Origin of the sequence: Sphingomonas qomolangmaensis, assembly GCF_024496245.1 — a bacterium.
Taxonomy (GTDB): domain Bacteria; phylum Pseudomonadota; class Alphaproteobacteria; order Sphingomonadales; family Sphingomonadaceae; genus Sphingomonas; species Sphingomonas qomolangmaensis.
On the sequence record NZ_CP101740.1, the window covers coordinates 2626797 to 2643778 of the forward strand.

At 66.6% G+C, this 16982-nt stretch carries 19 protein-coding genes; 7 read left to right on the plus strand and 12 right to left on the minus strand.

The window, feature by feature from the left end; genetic code table 11:
• Positions 1 to 15: 15 nt before the first annotated feature.
• From NMP03_RS12530 to NMP03_RS12545, 4 genes are all read right to left on the minus strand, one after another.
• Complete coding sequence (locus NMP03_RS12530) at positions 16 to 1119, minus strand: serine hydrolase (protein ID WP_256505770.1); 1104 nt, start codon at positions 1117 to 1119, stop codon at positions 16 to 18.
• Between the two features lie 172 nt (positions 1120 to 1291).
• Complete coding sequence (nadB, locus tag NMP03_RS12535) at positions 1292 to 2878, minus strand: L-aspartate oxidase (RefSeq protein WP_256505771.1); 1587 nt, start codon at positions 2876 to 2878, stop codon at positions 1292 to 1294.
• Entirely contained in the window at positions 2878 to 3516 is a 639-nt protein-coding gene (locus tag NMP03_RS12540; RefSeq protein WP_319937595.1) for an endonuclease domain-containing protein, read from the minus strand. The genes nadB and NMP03_RS12540 overlap by 1 nt, the downstream gene beginning before the upstream one ends.
• A complete protein-coding gene (locus NMP03_RS12545; protein WP_256505773.1) occupies positions 3398 to 4321 on the minus strand; it encodes an ABC transporter ATP-binding protein in 924 nt (307 codons plus the stop codon). The genes NMP03_RS12540 and NMP03_RS12545 overlap by 119 nt, the downstream gene beginning before the upstream one ends.
• Before the next feature lie 204 nt (positions 4322 to 4525).
• On the opposite strand from NMP03_RS12545, the gene NMP03_RS12550 reads away from it, so the two are divergent.
• Positions 4526 to 4753 (plus strand): zinc-finger domain-containing protein, encoded by a 228-nt coding sequence (locus NMP03_RS12550; protein WP_256505774.1) that lies wholly within the window; start codon positions 4526 to 4528, stop codon positions 4751 to 4753.
• Between the two features lie 18 nt (positions 4754 to 4771).
• Positions 4772 to 6199: a metalloprotease TldD gene (gene tldD, locus NMP03_RS12555; protein WP_256505775.1), complete on the plus strand. Its 1428-nt coding sequence runs from the start codon at positions 4772 to 4774 to the stop codon at positions 6197 to 6199.
• A gap of 3 nt (positions 6200 to 6202) precedes the next feature.
• Here tldD and NMP03_RS12560 read toward each other — a convergent pair whose 3' ends face one another.
• Both NMP03_RS12560 and NMP03_RS12565 read right to left on the minus strand, forming a co-directional pair.
• Entirely contained in the window at positions 6203 to 6499 is a 297-nt protein-coding gene (locus NMP03_RS12560; RefSeq protein ID WP_256505776.1) for a CcdB family protein, read from the minus strand.
• Entirely contained in the window at positions 6499 to 6744 is a 246-nt protein-coding gene (locus NMP03_RS12565; protein WP_256505777.1) for a type II toxin-antitoxin system CcdA family antitoxin, read from the minus strand. The genes NMP03_RS12560 and NMP03_RS12565 overlap by 1 nt, the downstream gene beginning before the upstream one ends.
• 51 nt (positions 6745 to 6795) lie before the next feature.
• Here NMP03_RS12565 and NMP03_RS12570 point away from each other — a divergent pair, with 51 nt between their 5' ends.
• From NMP03_RS12570 to NMP03_RS12585, 4 genes are all read left to right on the plus strand, one after another.
• Positions 6796 to 7011 (plus strand): putative signal transducing protein, encoded by a 216-nt coding sequence (locus NMP03_RS12570; protein ID WP_256505778.1) that lies wholly within the window; start codon positions 6796 to 6798, stop codon positions 7009 to 7011.
• An 86-nt stretch (positions 7012 to 7097) separates the two neighbouring features.
• Positions 7098 to 7289, plus strand: coding sequence for a hypothetical protein (locus tag NMP03_RS12575; protein WP_256505779.1), 192 nt, complete (start codon positions 7098 to 7100; stop codon positions 7287 to 7289).
• Between the two features lie 149 nt (positions 7290 to 7438).
• Positions 7439 to 7777, plus strand: a complete 339-nt coding sequence (locus NMP03_RS12580) for a P-II family nitrogen regulator (protein ID WP_256505780.1) — start codon at positions 7439 to 7441, stop codon at positions 7775 to 7777.
• Positions 7778 to 7800: 23 nt separating this feature from the next.
• Positions 7801 to 9225 carry an ammonium transporter gene (locus NMP03_RS12585; protein WP_256505782.1) on the plus strand — a complete coding sequence of 475 codons (1425 nt, stop codon included), beginning with the start codon at positions 7801 to 7803 and terminating at the stop codon, positions 9223 to 9225.
• 124 nt (positions 9226 to 9349) lie between these two features.
• Here NMP03_RS12585 and NMP03_RS12590 read toward each other — a convergent pair whose 3' ends face one another.
• From NMP03_RS12590 to NMP03_RS12605, 4 genes are all read right to left on the minus strand, one after another.
• Positions 9350 to 9781: a TIGR01244 family sulfur transferase gene (locus NMP03_RS12590; RefSeq protein ID WP_256505783.1), complete on the minus strand. Its 432-nt coding sequence runs from the start codon at positions 9779 to 9781 to the stop codon at positions 9350 to 9352.
• Positions 9782 to 9951: 170 nt separating this feature from the next.
• Positions 9952 to 11724: a DNA helicase RecQ gene (gene recQ, locus NMP03_RS12595; protein WP_256505784.1), complete on the minus strand. Its 1773-nt coding sequence runs from the start codon at positions 11722 to 11724 to the stop codon at positions 9952 to 9954.
• 76 nt (positions 11725 to 11800) lie between these two features.
• Positions 11801 to 12754 carry an alpha/beta fold hydrolase gene (locus tag NMP03_RS12600; protein ID WP_256505785.1) on the minus strand — a complete coding sequence of 318 codons (954 nt, stop codon included), beginning with the start codon at positions 12752 to 12754 and terminating at the stop codon, positions 11801 to 11803.
• An 11-nt stretch (positions 12755 to 12765) separates the two neighbouring features.
• Positions 12766 to 14583: an ABCB family ABC transporter ATP-binding protein/permease gene (locus NMP03_RS12605; protein WP_256505786.1), complete on the minus strand. Its 1818-nt coding sequence runs from the start codon at positions 14581 to 14583 to the stop codon at positions 12766 to 12768.
• Positions 14584 to 14698: 115 nt separating this feature from the next.
• Here NMP03_RS12605 and NMP03_RS12610 point away from each other — a divergent pair, with 115 nt between their 5' ends.
• On the plus strand, positions 14699 to 14926 hold the full coding sequence (locus tag NMP03_RS12610) for a hypothetical protein (protein ID WP_256505787.1): 228 nt from the start codon (positions 14699 to 14701) through the stop codon (positions 14924 to 14926).
• Positions 14927 to 14976: 50 nt separating this feature from the next.
• On the opposite strand, the gene NMP03_RS12615 is transcribed toward NMP03_RS12610, so the two are convergent.
• Both NMP03_RS12615 and NMP03_RS12620 read right to left on the minus strand, forming a co-directional pair.
• On the minus strand, positions 14977 to 15906 hold the full coding sequence (locus tag NMP03_RS12615; RefSeq protein ID WP_256505788.1) for an electron transfer flavoprotein subunit alpha/FixB family protein: 930 nt from the start codon (positions 15904 to 15906) through the stop codon (positions 14977 to 14979).
• A gap of 158 nt (positions 15907 to 16064) precedes the next feature.
• On the minus strand, positions 16065 to 16814 hold the full coding sequence (locus tag NMP03_RS12620; protein WP_256505789.1) for an electron transfer flavoprotein subunit beta/FixA family protein: 750 nt from the start codon (positions 16812 to 16814) through the stop codon (positions 16065 to 16067).
• Positions 16815 to 16982 lie beyond the last annotated feature (168 nt).

The following is a 16982-nucleotide window of genomic DNA, read 5'->3' on the forward strand; positions in this document are numbered from 1 at the left end:
TGCACCGTGCAGGGATTACCCCCGGTGGTTCGCCACCACGCTTTCGACCACCGACTGCATCAGCTGCTGCCGTTCGCGCACCGGGCGCGAGGTGTCGCCGATCAGCACCGCGATCGTGTAGCTGCGGCCATTGGGGGCGGTGAGGAAGCCGACATCGTTGAAGCCCGCGGTTCGCCCAGAGAAATCCTGGCCGGTGCCGGTCTTGTGACCGAGCCGCCAGCCGGCGGGCACCCTCGCGCGCAGCCGGGCGGCGCCGGTACGCGAGCTTTCCATCAGCGTGACCAGATGGCTGGTCGAGGCGCGCGAGAACAGATCGCCCTGCTTCAGCCGCGCCAGCGCGTTGGCGATCGCGGCGGCGGCGGCGCCGTCGATCGGATCGGCGACATAATTGTTGAACGCCGCGCGGCGAACCCCTTCGGGCAGCTTGGCGCGCGCGGCCTGGAAGGCGCGGCCCATCGCCATGTCCTGTTTCCAGTTGAGACCCGCGGTACGGCTCTGCAGCAGCCGCTCGCCGGGGCCGAACTTGATCGCGCCCAATGCCTTGCGCTTGATGAAGGCGTTGACCGCGGCGGGGCCGCCGACGCGGCGCAGCAGCCGGTCGTTGGCGGTATTGTCGCTCATCGTCATCGCGCGGCGCATCAATTCGCCCGCGGTGGCGGTGTAGCTGCCGTTCTTGAGCAGCCCGGCGATCGGCTGGTGGAACAACGTCAGGTCGGCGCGGGTGATGGTGAGTTGCTCGTCGAGGCGCAATTTGCCCTGGTCGACCAGGTCAAGCGCGGTCATCGCGACCCACAATTTGCTCACGCTTTGCTGCGGCATCGGCACGTCGCCGTTCTTCGAGATCATCCAGTCGTCGTCGATGCTCTTGACCGCGACGCCGACCTTGCCGCCGAAGCGTTCGACCATCGCATCGATCGCGGTCACCAGCGGAGTGGGAGCGAAGACGCGCGGCGGCGGTGGCGGGGGCGGCGGGACCGGCGCGGCGACGCGATAGGTCGGCGCGGGCAGGCTGGCGACCAGCTCGGGCGAGGCGCCGCCGACGCAGCCGACCAGCGCCAGCGGGGCAAGCCCAGAGAGCGTCAACACGCGCTCGAACACGGAAAAATACTCGAATTGCATCGTTCTTCTGGCGCCCCTTGTCGGCAAGACCATGACGTCGGCGCGACCGCTCGGGCAAGCCGCCCCGTCAACACCTGCGATGAACGCTTCATTGATAGCGATGAATGGTGAACAACAGCCGAACGATAGTGCTGCTGTGGCATTTCGGGCGGCTGCGGCTCAGGCGGTGGGGTCAGGGGATGAGAATGGTGTCGATCGGGACATCGTCGAGCTGCGGATGATCGAGCGTGAAGTGCAGCCCGCGACTCTCCTGCCGGTGCAGCGCGCTGCGAACGATCAGCTCGGCCGATTGGAGCAGGTTGCGCAATTCGATCAGGTCCGGGGTCACGCGGAAATGGCCGTAGTAGTCGTTCACCTCGTCGGACAGCATGCGGATGCGGTGCTGCGCGCGCTCGAGCCGCTTGGTGGTGCGGACGATGCCGACATAATTCCACATGAAGCGGCGGATTTCGGTCCAGTTCTGCTTGATGATGACTTCTTCGTCGCTGTCGGTGACCCGGCTTTCGTCCCAGGGACGGATCGCGGGGGGCGGCGCGAGCTCGTCCCAATGCGCGGCGATATGGCGCGCGGCGGCCTCGCCATAGACGAAGCATTCGAGCAGTGAGTTCGACGCGAGCCGGTTGGCACCGTGCAACCCCGATTGGGTGACTTCGCCCGCGGCGTAAAGGTTGGGCAGGTCGGTGCGACCGTCGCGATCGACGATGACACCGCCGCAGGTGTAATGCTGCGCGGGGACCACCGGGATCGGCTGGCAAGTCATGTCGATGCCGAGCGTCAGCAGCTTGGCGTGGATCGTCGGGAAATGCGTCTTCACGAAATCGGCGCCGCGATGGCTGATGTCGAGATGCACATAATCAAGTCCGAAGCGCTTGATCTCGGCGTCGATCGCGCGCGCGACGATGTCGCGCGGGGCTAGTTCAAGCCGCTCGGCGTCGTAATAGGGCATGAAGCGCTTGCCCGTCGTCGGGTTGATCAGATGGCCACCCTCGCCGCGCACCGCCTCGGTGATCAGGAAATTCTTGACCTCGAGGTTGAACAGGCAGGTCGGGTGGAACTGCATGAATTCCATGTTCGACACGCGGCAGCCCGCGCGCCACGCCATCGCGATGCCGTCGCCGGTCGCGCCGCGCGGGGCGGTCGAAAATTGGTAGGTCCGCCCCGCTCCGCCGGTCGCGAGGATCGTCGCGCGCGCGGTGTAGAGCTCGACGCTGCCCGATGCGCGGTTCATCGCATAGACGCCCCACACATTGCCCGCGCCCGAATAGCGTTCCTCGTGCCGGCTGGTCGCCAGATCGACCGCGACCATGTCGGGCAGCAGGGTGATGTTGGGGTTGGCGCGCGCCGCGCGGATCAGCGCTTCCTGCACCGCCCAGCCGGTGGCGTCGTCGACATGGACGATCCGGCGGTGGCTGTGCCCGCCCTCGCGCGTCAGGTGCCAGCCATCGGCGCCGTCCGACGCGACGTTGAAGGGCACGCCGAGTTCGGCGAGCCGCGCGATCGCCGCGGGCGCGCCTTCGACGACGAACTCGACGGTGGAACGGTCGTTGAGGCCCGCGCCTGCCACCATCGTGTCCTCGACATGGTTTTCGAAGGTGTCGCCGGGTTCGAGCACCGCGGCGATTCCACCCTGCGCCCAGGCGGTCGATCCCTCGTCGAGCCCGCCCTTGGCGAGCACGGTGACGCGGAAGCGATCGGCGAGGTTAAGCGCGGCGGTGAGGCCCGCGGCGCCCGAGCCGATGACGAGGACGTCGGTGGTCATCAAAGCCCCTCCCCTTCAGGAGTGTCAGGCAAGCCGTGCCCCGCACGGTTTAGGTCAGGCCGGGGGCCTGACCGACCTGACACTGGGTTGGGGTGGGGCAGTCGCCAAGCGCTGCGCGGCGGCAAGGATTGTGCGAGCGCCAAAACCGCTTCGAGGACCCCGCTCTGATTTTCGGCAACGTCTCGGTTGCTAACACGCAACACGGATAGCCCATTAGCCTTCAACATTTCGTCCCTTTGCGCGTCTCGATCAAGATCGTGCGTATCGCCATCTACTTCGATCACAAGCCCGACGGAGGGGCAGAAAAAATCGACGACCCTATTGCCGATCACTGCCTGCCTGCGAAACTTGAAGTCGCCTAGCTGCCGATTTGATAGGCAGCGCCAGAGCCGGTTCTCCCATTCGGTGGGGTTATTGCGCATTTCCCTAGCACGGGATTGCAAACGTGATCCGGTACTGTCGGCACTGCCCCACCCCAACCCCTCCCCTAAAGGGGAGGGGCTTCCAGTGGAGGCCGGATCACCCATTCGAGGCGCGGGTGAGGTTGAGGAACACGTCCTCGAGATCGGCTTCCTTGGTCGAGACATCGACCACGCCGAGCCCGCTGCCCGCGATCGCGGCGAGCACTTCGCCGGCATTCACTTGGTCCTTGCGATAGGTGATCGCCAGCACGCGGTCACCGATCAGCTCGATCTTCTGGAAGCACGCGGCGCTCGGAGCAGCGGCGACGTCGCGGTCGACCGTCACGATCACCTGTTTTTCCTGCGCCATGCCGACCAATGCGCGGGTGGGTTCGTTGGCAATCAGCCGGCCGTGGTTGATGATCGCGATCCGGTCGCAAAGCTGTTCGGCTTCCTCGAGATAATGCGTCGTCAGCACCACGGTGACGCCCTGATCGTTGAGGTGGCGGACATAGGCCCACAGCTGCTGGCGAAGCTCGATATCGACGCCCGCGGTGGGTTCGTCGAGCACCAGCACGGGGGGCGAATGGACCATCGCCTTGGCGACCATCAGCCGGCGCTTCATGCCCCCCGACAGCGTGCGGGCATAGGCGTGCGCCTTGTCCTCGAGCGCCATCGCGCGCAGCAATTCCATCGTCCGGCGATCGGCCTTCTTCACGCCGTAGAGGCCGGCGGCGATGTCGAGCGTTTCGGCGGGGCTGAAAAAGGGATCGAAGGTGATCTCCTGGTTGACGATGCCGATCGACGCCTTGGCGTTGCGCGGATGCGCATCGATGTCGAAGCCCCAGATCGAGGCGGTGCCCGCGGTCTTGTTGACCAGCCCCGCCAGGATGTTGATCAGCGTCGACTTGCCCGCGCCATTGGGGCCGAGCAGCCCGAAGATCTGCCCGCGCGGGACGACGAACGTGACATCGTCGAGCGCCTGCTTTCCGCCGGCATAGGTTTTGGAGAGGTGCTCGATCGCGATGGCGGCTTCGGTCATGCCGCCGGGATAGGCGGGTGCCGGGGGGGCGGCAAGGCAATCTCTAGCTCCTTCCCTGGAAGGGAGGGGTTGGGGGTGGGTCGGCTGGCGGGGAACCGTCTCGCTTGCCTATTGGCCAACCCACCCCCGGCCCCTCCCTTGGCAGGGAGGGGAGGCGAAGGAAGGGAATTGCGGCGGTCGGTTCGCCCTGCTACCCGCGCCCCCATGATCCCGCCGCCCGAAATCATCCGCGTCACCACCCCGCGCGTCGCCTGCGACGGTGCGGGCGAGATTGCGCCAGCGCTTGGCCACCCGCGCGTGTGGCTGCAGATCGACGATACCGGCTATGTCGATTGCGGCTATTGCGACCGCCGCTTCGTGCTGACCGGCGGGCCTGCCGATGGCGCCGACCAGAGCCAGCTTCGCGACCATGGGGATGGTGCGGGCCGCTGAGGGACCTATATCGGTCGAATGACCGATATGACCGATCCCCGTGCGTTCCTATATGGCGACGCGCTCGACCCCGACATGGCGCTCACCCTGACTCGCGAGGCGCTGGCCGCCGCCGAGGATGGCGAACTCTATCTGCAATATCGCAAGAACGAGGCGTTCGGCTTCGATGACGGGCGGCTGAAGACCGCGTCGTACAGCACCGATGGCGGCTTCGGGTTGCGCGCGGTGGCGGGTGAGGCGACGGCGTTCGCGCAAGGCAACAGCCTGTCGGTCGATGCGATCCGCCGCGCCGCGCAAACGATGGCGCTGATCGATCCGGCGACCCAGGCCAAGGCAGCGCCGCCCCGCGGCAACAACCGGCATCTCTATACCGCCGCCGATCCGCTCGACGCGGTGCCCTTCGCCGACAAGGTGGCCTTGTGCCAGGCGATCGACGCCGCGGCGCGCGCGCGCGATCCGCGGATCGTTCAAGCATCGGTAAGCCTGCTAGGGTCGTGGAGCGTGGTAGAGATCGTGCGGCCCGACGGCTTCGTCGCGACCGATGTGCGGCCGCTGGTGCGGCTGAACGTATCGGTGGTGGTGGAAAAGAACGGGCGGCGCGAGACCGGCAGCTTCGGCATCGGCGGGCGCGAGCTGTACGATCGGGTGATGCACCCCGACACCTGGAACCGCGCGATCGACAGCGCGCTGGCGCAGGCGCTGGTGAACCTCGAATCGATCGCCGCGCCGGCGGGCGAGATGCCGGTGCTGCTGGGGCCGGGCTGGTGCGGGATCCTGCTGCACGAAGCGATCGGCCACGGGCTCGAGGGCGACTTCAACCGCAAGGGCACATCGGCATTTTCGGGGCGGATCGGCGAGCGGGTCGCGGCACCCGGCGTGACCGTCGTCGACGACGGGTCGCTGGGCGAGCGCCGCGGATCGCTGTCGATCGACGACGAGGGCACGCCGACGCAGGAGAATATCCTGATCGAGGACGGCATCCTGAAGGGCTATATCCACGACCGGCTGAACGCGCGGCTGATGGGGGTCGCGCCCACGGGCAATGGCCGCCGCGAGAGCTTCGCGCACGCGCCGATGCCGCGGATGACCAACACCTTCATGCGCGGCGGGCGCGACGATCCTGCCGAGCTGATGACCCGGGTGAAGCGCGGTATTTACGCCAAGAGCTTTGGCGGCGGGCAGGTGGATATCGTATCGGGCAAGTTCGTGTTCAGCTGTACCGAGGCGTATATGATCGAGGACGGTAAGCTGGGCGCACCGATCAAGGGCGCGACGCTGATCGGCGATGGCCCGAGCGTGCTGACGCGGGTGAGCGGCATCGGCAACGACTTCGCGCTCGACGAGGGCGTCGGCATGTGCGGCAAGGGCGGGCAGAGTGTGCCCGCGGGCGTAGGGCAGCCGTCGCTGCTGATCGATGCGCTGACGGTGGGCGGGACTGCGGTTTGAGGGCTAACCCGATCCGGTAAGCACGTCGATCGCGCCGATGATCTGCAGATGGGCGTGGTCTAGCGATGCCACCTTGGCGCGCAGTTCGGCGGTGCGAATCGTGGTCGCGAACTGGGTCACCATGACGAGTGTTTCGCCGTTTACCGGGAGTTGGGGGTTTAGCCGGGAGTTGGTCGGCGGGCCTTCACCCAAAGGCACCAGCGGCACGACAAAACGCGTGGCGATGTCGTCGAGGAAATCGGCCTGGCAATCCAGCACAAGCCCGCCATCGCTCAATCGGTGGACGTCGAACCGCGCCATCAAAACAGCCGGTATTTCTCGAGCGGCAGCGGGTTCGATTCGACCCAGTTGCGATGCGCGTCGATCCAGGCGCGGTTTTCATCCTTCCATTGGCGGTCGCGTTCAGTGCGCGCGGCGTCGCGGATCGCGGCCTCGCTGACCTGCGAAAGATTGATGCCGACCGCGCGTGCGGCTTCGACCACGCCGGTATCCATCGACAGGTTGATCGGTTTGCGCTTGCCCGAAGCAATCGAATCATATTTCATGCGTATAAATTATGCGCATCGATTGGGCGCGTCAATCGTAGGGAATAGTTCATGGCACTCGCCGAAGTCGGCCGTTTCAATCGGATCGAAGCGCATATCCTGATCGGGCGGCTCGAGGCGGAGGGCATTCCGGCGATCAGCTTCGATGGCGAGATGAGCCTGGGCGAGGGGAGCGCATTGCTGATCCCGGTGCGGGTGATGGTCGACGAGGACGACCTGGCCGAAGCGCGGGCAATCGTCGCGGCGGCGCAGGCGAGTTACGACTGAATCGGCTTTGCGATAGATCGTTGCAACATGCGCTTCACGTTGGGCGTTCATAAGACCGGGTGGAGAGGCCCCGGAGTAAACAGAAAATGCGTACCATGGTTCATCCGATCCTGGTCGCGTGCGTTCGCGATGCGACCGTGCCCGACCGCGACGCGCTTGCCGCGTTCGCTGCGATCCTTGCCGAAGACGTCGAATGCGGCAGTGCCCGCGCCGCCGCCGACCGGCCGATCATGGCATGGGCGCGCTGCGCGCTCGAAGGGTCGCCCAAGCGCCGTTAAACTGCCTTAAAAAGCGGCAGCTCTTCGCAACTGCACAAATATTTACCTGTCGGTAAGGTTTGGCGCCGCGAATCCGTGCGCTTTGGCGCGTTTCGCCGATTGGCACGCGCCTTGCGAAGCAGTCCTCGGGAAACAGCCGAGGGGGCGACATGAAGCTAATCATCGCCATCATCAAACCGTTCAAGCTCGACGAGGTCCGCGAAGCGCTGACCGAAGTCGGTGTCACGGGGATGACGGTCAGCGAGGTCAAGGGTTTCGGCCGGCAGAAGGGCCAGACCGAAATCTATCGCGGGGCCGAATACAGCACGAACATGGTGCCCAAGATCAAGATCGAGGTCGTGTGTGACACCGGTCTCGCGCCGCGCGTGGTCGAGGCGGTGCAGGCCGCGGCGTACACCGGCGCGATCGGCGATGGCAAGATCTTCGTGCTCGATGTCGGCCAGGCGGTGCGGATCCGCACCGGCGAAACCGACGTGACCGCGCTGTGAAGGGGGCTGTGATGGGGGATGCGATGAAGCGATTGACGATGCCACTGGCAGCCGCCGGGGCAGGCCTGTTTGCGGCGATGCCCGCCTGGGCGCAGGACGCGGCGGAGGCGGCACCCACGGCGTTCGTGCCGACCGCCGAGATGGTCAACAAGGGCGACGTCGCCTGGATGCTGGTCGCCTCGGCCCTCGTGCTGATGATGTCGGTGCCGGCGCTCGCGCTGTTCTATGGCGGCCTGGTGCGCACCAAGAACATGCTGTCGGTGCTGATGCAGGTGCTGACGATCGTCTGCGTCGCGGCTTTGGTGTGGTTCTGCTGGGGCTATTCGATGGCCTTCACCTCGACCGGTACGCCCTTCCCCAAGCTGTTCGGCGGGCTGGACAAGGCGTTTCTGGCTGGCGTCTCGCCATCGACCTTCGCCGCCACCTTCTCCAACGGCGTCTATCTACCCGAATATGTGTTCGTGATCTTCCAGATGACGTTCGCGTGCATCACCCCGGCGCTGATCGTCGGCGCGTTCGCCGAACGGGTGAAGTTCACCCCGCTCATCATCTTCACCGTGCTGTGGCTGACGCTCGCCTATTTCCCGATTGCGCACATGGTCTGGTATTTTGCAGGTCCCGACTTCCTATACGCTGCGCCCGACGATTCGGGGCTGCTGTGGGGCTGGGGTGCGCTCGACTTCGCCGGTGGCACCGTGGTGCACATCAATGCAGGCATCGCCGGACTGGTCGGCTGCCTGGTGCTGGGCCCGCGGATCGGCTTCAAGACCGAGCCGATGCCGCCGCACAGCCTGGTGATGACGATGATCGGCGCGTCGCTGCTGTGGATCGGCTGGTTCGGGTTCAACGCCGGATCGGGGCTCGAAGCGAATGCGTTCGGCGCGCTGGCGTTCATCAACACCTTCACCGCGACGGCGGCGGCGGGCGTGACCTGGGCGGTGATCGAGCAGTTCGTCCACAAGAAGCCGTCGCTGCTGGGCGCTGCATCGGGTGTCGTCGCCGGTCTGGTGGCGATCACCCCGGCGGCGGGCTTCGCCCATCCGGGCACCGCGATCATCCTGGGCGCGGTCGCCTCGGCGATCTGCTTCGTGTTCGTGACCAAGGTGAAGAACGCGCTGAACTATGACGACACGCTCGACGTGTTCGGCATCCACTGCGTCGGCGGCATCGTCGGCGCGATCGGCACCGGCATCGTTGCCGACCCCGCGCTGGGGGGCCAGGGCTGGATCGACTATACCGCGCCCATCGCCAAGGCCGGCGAATATGTCATGAGCGCGCAGGTGATCACCCAGCTTTGGGCGGTCGGCACCACCGTGCTGTGGACGGGCATCGTCTCGGCGGTGCTGTTCCTCGGGCTGAAATACACCATGGGCCTGCGCCCTTCGGCCGACGTCGAAGTCGAGGGTCTCGACATCAACGAACATGGCGAGCGCGCCTATAATTACTGAGTTTTCATGAGCTTCGGGATCGGCGCCAATCCCCCGCCGATCCCGTCACGGGGTTCCTCCTGCGGACGCCTTAGGCCGGTGTGGCAACACACCGGCCATTTTTTGTGCGCGGCAGGCGGCTGGGTCAGGCGCGGCCCGAGAGCGCGTCGAGCAATGGGCGCAGGCCCGACAGGTCGTAGCCGGCTTGCGCGGCCTTGGCGGTGAGGTCGGCAGGATCGCCGCCGGCCTTGGCCGCAGCGAGCGCCCAGAGGTTGCACGAGCGCGTGCCCGAGCGGCAGTAAGCGAGCAGCGGGCCATCGGCGGCGGCGATCGCCTGCGCCATCGCATCGATCTGCGGATGGCTGAAACCCGCATGGGTGATCGGGATCGCGGTATAGGCAAGGCCCGCGGCGGTGGCGGCGGCATGCATCTCGGCGTCGCTCGGCTGGCCGGGTTCCTCGTCATCGGGGCGGTTGTTGACCACCGCGACGAAGCCCTGCGCGGCAAGCTCGGTCATGTCTTCGGGGGCGATTTGCGGGGCGACCGCGATGGTGTCGTCGATATGGCGCAGGTGCATGGGGTGTCCTTCGGCTGTTGCTGAGCGCCTTCTATTCCTCCCCATCGCAGATGGGGAGGGGGACCGGCGCAGCCGGTGGAGGGGCAGGCCGCAGGCGGTGCGTTCGCGGCGCTTCCCCTCCACCACGCCCTTCGGGCGCGGTCCCCCTCCCCGAGCGAGCTCGGGGAGGATTAGTGGTCCTTGATGACTGCCAGGAACGCCTGGCCATAGGCGTCGAGTTTCTTCGAGCCGACCCCTGCCACCCGGCCGAGCGCGGCTAGCGTCGCGGGACGGTTGCTTGCCATTTCGCGCAGCACCGAATCGTGGAAGATCACATAGGGCGGGACCTGCGCCGCCTGTGCGAGCTCGCGGCGTTTCACGCGCAGTGCCTCGAACAGCGGATCGCCGACGGGGTTCGCCTCGCTGCCGCCCGATGCGTCGCCGCGGCGGCGGCGTTCGCGCTTGGGGGGGACGATCATCGACAGCGTCGCCTCGCCCTTGAGCAGCGCGCGCGCGCCGGGGCCGAATTCGAGCCCGCCATGCGCATTGGCACGCAGCGCATCGCGCAGCAGCAGCGCGCGCGCGACTGGCTTGAGCAACGCCGCCTCCTCGCCCTCGACGATTCCCCAAACCGACAGATTCTCGTGCCCGTTGGTCATGCTCCGCTCGGTCGACTGGCCGAGCAACACCTGCTCGACATAGCCGGTGCCGAACATCTGGCCGGTGCGGAATACCGCGGAGAGGAATTTGCGCGCCACTTGCGTGGCGTCGGTGGCGGCGGGCGGGTTGAGGCAATTGTCGCAATTGCCGCATTGGTCGGCCGGGTTCTCGCCGAAATGACGGAGCAAAATCGCGCGGCGGCAGCCTGCGGTTTCGACCAAGGCCCCCAGTGCGTTGAGGCGGACTCGCTCGCCCAGCTGGCGGGCTGGTTCGACCTCGCCGATCCGCTGGCGCGCCTTGGCGAAGTCGTCGGCACCCCAGAACAGATGCGCGACCGCGGGATCGCCGTCGCGCCCGGCGCGCCCGGTTTCCTGGTAATAGCCCTCGATCGACTTGGGCAGCCCGGCATGCGCGACGAAGCGGACATCGGGCTTGTCGATCCCCATCCCGAACGCGACCGTCGCGCACATCACCATGTCTTCGGATGCGACGAAGGCGGCCTGGTTGGCGCGGCGGATCGCGGGATCGAGGCCGGCATGATAGGCGCGTACCGGGCGACCGGTCTTCTGCAGCGATTCGGCCAATCGCTCGGTGCCGGCGCGCGACTGGACATAGACGATGCCCGCGCCCGGATTGTCGGCTACGACATCGGCGATCTGCTGCGTCGTGCTGGCGCGCGGGGCGATGTGGTAGCGGATATTGGGGCGGTCGAAGCCCGCGACGATCATCCCGTCATGCGGAATGCCGAGCTGTTCGAGGATGTCGGCGCGGGTATGCGCATCGGCGGTGGCGGTGAGCGCGAGCCGTGGCACGTCGGGGAAGCGATCGAGCAGCGGGCGCAGCAGGCGGTAATCGGGGCGAAAGTCATGCCCCCATTCGCTGACGCAATGCGCCTCGTCGATCGCGAACAGGCTGAGCGGTGCTTGACCCAGCAGGTTGCGGAAGCCCTCGGACGAGGCACGCTCGGGGGCGACATAGAGCAGGTCGAGCGCGCCGGCGCGGAAGCGCGCAATCGTCTCGTCGCGGTTATCGTCCGCCGAAGTGAGCGTCGCGGCGCGGATGCCGACCGCCTCGGCGGCGCGGAGCTGGTCGTGCATCAGCGCGATCAGCGGCGAAACGACGAGGCAGGTACCGTCGAGCATGACGCTGGGCAGCTGGTACGTCAGCGACTTGCCCGCGCCGGTGGGCATGACCGCGAGCGTCCGCTCGCCCGCGAGCACGCGCGCGACGACATCGGCCTGCACCCCGCGAAAGGCGGGGAAGCCGAAGGTGGTGCGAAGGGCGTCGAGGACGGCGGGGGGCATCGCCGCGTCTATCGGCGGTGGGGGCGCCCGGAGCAAGGCGTGTTTCCCCCCTCCGGCAAGCGCGAGGGCGACTGGCCTAGCGCGAGCGTGCGTGCGCGCCGCGCAGGAAGGCGATCGTGGCCTGCGGGTGGACCAGCGGCAGCATGTGGCCGCCGTCGATCTGTTCGAGATGCGCGCCCGGGATGATCGCTGCGGTGGCTTCGCCCTGCAGCGCGGGGTCGAGGATATTGTCGCCGCGCCCGTAGAGGATCGCGACCGGGAGCGCCAGTTCGGCATAGCGCGGCGCCAGCGCCGCCATGTTGGCGCCCGCGGCGCGCAGATCGGCCGAGGCGGCGCGGAAGGTCGCGGGGCGAAGCGACAGCGCGCCGCCGCCGCGGACGGGGAAATCGGCGGGGACCGGATCGGGGGCGAAGACCGCGCGCGCAGCGGCCGGCCCATTGAGGATGCCCATCGGCACCGCGAGCGTCCACGACAGCAATTCGCGGACCCCCGGGGGTGCCATCAGCCCGGCGAATACCGGCGGCACCTGGTCCGTCGGCTGGGTGAGCGGCGCGATCAGCGCGAGGCCGGCGAAGCGGTCGGGGCGGGCAAGTCCCGCTGCCAGCGCGACCGCGCCGCCGAGCGAATGGCCGACCAGCAAGGGCTTTTCGAGCCCGAGCGCGTCGGCGAACGCGACCATGATCGCGGCTTGCTCGACGCTATCTGGCTTGGGGTTGCCGCGCGCAACCGAATAGCCCGAGCCGGGGCGGTCGACCGCGATGACGCGGAAGTCCTTCGCCAGGTCATCGACGATTGCGTAAGTGAAGTGGCGCAGATTGCCGAGCAGGCCGTGGACCAGCAGCAGCACCGGCCCCGATCCGCGATCGACATAATGCAGCCGCGCGCCCTCGACCTCGATGAAGCTGCCCTCGGGCGGTACCATCCGCTCGGCCGATCGCGCGGCGAGCGCCGACCACAAGGCCAGCCCGCCACCGACCGCGCCCACGGCGGCGACCGATCCGCCGATCCAATTGGCCTGTTTGGACTCCATCGTCTCTCTCCTCATTCGGCGGCGAGCGCTTCTTCGGCCTCGTTGGCCTGGCGCGTCCACATCTCGGCGTACAGCCCGTTCTTGCGCAGCAGTTCGGCATGGGTGCCGCGTTCGGCGACTTCGCCGGCTTCGAGCACGATGATCTGGTCGGCGTTTACCACGGTCGAGAGCCGGTGCGCGATGACGATCGTCGTGCGGCCGCGCTCGATCTGTTCGAGCGTCGCCTGGATCTCGCTTTCGGTGCGGCTGTCGAGCGCCGAGGTCGCTTCGTCGAGGATCAGGATCGGCGGGTTCTTGAGCAAGGTACGCGCGATCGCGACGCGCTGCTTCTCGCCGCCCGACAATTTCAGACCGCGCTCGCCGACGCGGGTCTCATACCCATCGGGCAGGCTTTCGATGAAGTCGCCGATCGCCGCGCCCTGGGCCGCGGCGCGGATGTCGTCATGGGTCGAACCCTCGCGGCCATAGGCGATGTTGTAGCCGACGGTGTCGTTGAACAGCACGGTATCCTGGGGAACGATGCCGATCGCGGCGCGCAGGCTGTCCTGCGTGACCTGTGAGATGTCCTGGCCATCGATCGTGATCCGCCCCGATTTGAGGTCGTAGAAGCGGAACAACAATCGGGCGAGCGTCGATTTTCCCGCGCCCGAAGGGCCGACGACCGCGACGGTGGCGCCGGCGGGCACTTCGATGTCGATCCCCTTGAGGATCTTACGATCGTCTTCGTAGCCGAAGCGGACATTCTCGAAGCGCACCGACCCCTGGGTGACCGCGAGCGGCGGCGCGCCGGGCACGTCGACGATCTCGGCATCGGTGTCGATCAAGTCGAACATCGCGCCCATGTCGATCACCCCCTGGCGGATCGTGCGATAGACCCAGCCGAGCATGTCGAGCGGGCGGAAGAGCTGGCTGAGCAGCGTCGACACCAGCACCACATCGCCCGCCGAGAAGCGCCCGGTCGCCCAGCCCCAGGCGACCACCGCCATGCCCAGGCCCAGCATCGCGTTGGTGATGAGCGACTGGCCGACATTGAGCCAGGCGAGGCTGTTCTCGCTCTTGGTCGCGGCGGCGGCATAGGCGTGGATCGCACGGTCATAGCGTTGCGATTCGCGTGCCTCGGCGTTGAAATACTTCACCGTCTCGAAATTCAGCAGCGAATCGACCGCGTGCGCGACCGCGCCGGTATCGAGATCGTTCATCTTCTCGCGCAGTTTCTGCCGCCAATCGGTGACGATCCGCGTGAAGGCGATGTAGACGACCACCATCACCAGCGTCGAAATCACCAGCCACGCGCCGAAGCGCGAGCCGAAGATCTGCAGCACCATGCCGAGTTCGAGGATCGTCGGCGCGATGTTGAACAGCAGGAAATAGAGCATCGTGTCGATGCTCTTGGTGCCGCGCTCGACCACCTTGGTGACCGCGCCGGTGCGCCGCTGAAGGTGGAAGCGCAGCGACAATTGGTGGAGGTGGCGGAAGACGGTGGCGGCGAGGCGGCGGGTCGCTTCCTGCCCGACCTTTTCGAAGACCGCGTTGCGCAGATTGTCGAACACCACGGTGCCGAAGCGCGCGGCGGCATAGCCGATCACCAGCAGCACGATCAGCGTGATCCCGCTGCGCGGCCCGGTCGCCATGCCGTCGACCGCGCCCTGCAGCGCGAAGGGCGCACCATAGACCTGGACGATCTTCGAGCAGAGCACGAAGACCATCGCGATGATGATGCGCAGCTTCAGCCCCGGCGCGTCCTTGGGCCACAAATAGGGCAAGAAACGCCGCATCGTCGGGATCAGCGGGCGTTCGGCGCTCGAGCTGGTGAAATCGGTGGGTGGCATGGGTGCAGCCTAATTGGGGCCAGAGCGCCGACGATGCAACGCCGGCGACGGTTCGTCGCATTTTCTGCAACTTCTTGGCGGTTCGTCGATTTCACTCTTGACCTGGAGAAATCGAATGGACCCGCTTTTTTACGTAATCGCGATCATGGGCTGCGGCGATGTCGGCAATAGCTGCCAGGAAGCACGCGTCGAACCGGCACGCTACGAAAGCGCCGCGCAATGCCAGGCGGCGATGGGCGATGCGCTGGTCCGCAATTCGGACCTGTCGTTCCCGGTGGTCAGCGCCGCGTGCCAGACCAACGGCCAGCGCATGGCGCAGGCCAATAGCCGCAAGGCCGGCTGAACCAGCCTGAATTCCAGGCGGGACGGCCTGTCGCCACCCCGCCCGGTATATCAGAGTTTTTCGGTCAGCTCGGGCACGACTTTGAACAGATCGCCGACCAGGCCGATGTCGGCGACCTGGAAGATTGGCGCGTCTTCGTCCTTGTTGATCGCGACGATCACTTTCGAATCCTTCATCCCCGCCAGATGCTGGATCGCGCCCGAGATGCCGACCGCGATATAGACTTCGGGGGCGACGATCTTGCCGGTCTGGCCGACCTGATAGTCGTTGGGGGCATATCCCGCATCGACCGCGGCGCGCGAGGCGCCCACCGCAGCGCCAAGCTTGTCGGCGAGCGGTTCGATCAGCGCATGGAAATTCTCGCCATTGGCGAGCGCGCGTCCGCCCGAGACGATGATCTTGGCGCTGGTGAGCTCGGGCCGTGCCGAGGTCGCGATCTCGGCGCCGACGAAGGACGACAGCCCCTTGTCGCCGCTCGACCCGATCGCCTCGATCTCGGCACTGCCACCCTCGGCTTCTGCCTTTTCGAACGCGGTGCCGCGGATCGTCAGCACCTTCTTGGCGTCCGACGTCTTGACCGTGGCGATCGCCGCGCCGGCGTAGATCGGCCGAGTGAAGGTGTTCTCGTCGATCACCGAGAGGACTTCGCTGATCTGCATCACGTCGAGCAACGCCGCGACGCGCGGGGCGATGTTCTTGCCGGTGGTCGTGGCCGAGGCGATGAAGGCGTCGTGGTGCCCCATCAGGTCGACGATCAGCGGCGCGACGTTTTCGGCAAGGCCGTGGCCGTACGCCGCGTCATCGGCGACGTGCACCTTGGCGACGCCAGCGATCTTGGCTGCCTGTTCGCCGACCGCCGCGCAGCCTTCGCCGGCGACGAGCACATGGACTTCGCCCAGCTTGGACGCAGCGGTGACGGCCGCGAGCGTCGCGTCCTTCATGTTCGTGTTGTCGTGTTCGACCCAGACCAACGTCTTCATATCGAGCTCCCGTTTCGGGTGAAAAAGAACCGCTTGTCCTGAGTGGCCGCTGAGCCTGTCGAAGCGGGTATCGAAGGATCTGCGCTTAGGGGCGGTCCTTCGATACGGGTCTTCGGCTTCGCTCAGCCCCTACTCAGGACGAACGGCGGGGAAATGGCTTACTTCGCCACGCCCATCGCCTTGAGCTTCATGACCAGTTCGTCGACGTCGGCGACCTTGGCGCCGGCCTGGCGCTTGGGCGGTTCTTCGACCGACACGACGCTCAGCCGCGCGGTGACGTCGACGCCGTAATCGGCGGGGGTCTTGTTCGCGAGCGGCTTCGACTTCGCCTTCATGATGTTGGGCAGCGAGGCGTAGCGCGGTTCGTTGAGGCGGAGATCGGTGGTGACGATCGCGGGCATCTTGAGATCGAGCGTCTCGAGCCCGCCATCGACCTCGCGCGTCACCTTTACGCGCTCGCCGTCGATCTCGACCTTCGAGGCGAACGTGCCCTGCGCCCAGCCGAGCAGCGCCGCGAGCATCTGGCCGGTCTGGTTGTTGTCGTCGTCGATCGCCTGCTTGCCCAGGATCACCAGGCCGGGCTGTTCCTCCTCGACCACCTTGGCGAGCAATTTGGCAACGCCCAGCGGCTCGACGCCGCCCTCGTGCGTGATCAGGATCGCGCGGTCGGCGCCCATCGCGAGCGCGGTGCGCAGCGTGTCCTGCGATTTGGGCTCGCCGATCGAGACGACGATCACCTCGGTCGCGGCACCCTTTTCGCGCAGCCGCAGGGCTTCCTCGACCGCGATCTCGTCGAACGGGTTCATCGACATCTTGACGTTGGCCAGGTCGACGCCGGTGCCATCGGCTTTGACCCGGGGCTTCACGTTATAGTCAAGCACGCGCTTGACCGGGACGACTACCTTCACAAAAGGCTCCTTTCCACGAACCAGTTTCTTGTCACGGCCGCGATATCTGCGGCTTTTAGGCGTTTGTACCGAACTTTCGCAAGTCCGGTATGGTTTTGCCCGCGTTCCGTAACGGCGAAACGCAAAGGGGCCCGGACGTTGCCGCCCGAGCCCCTGTCGAATCGACCG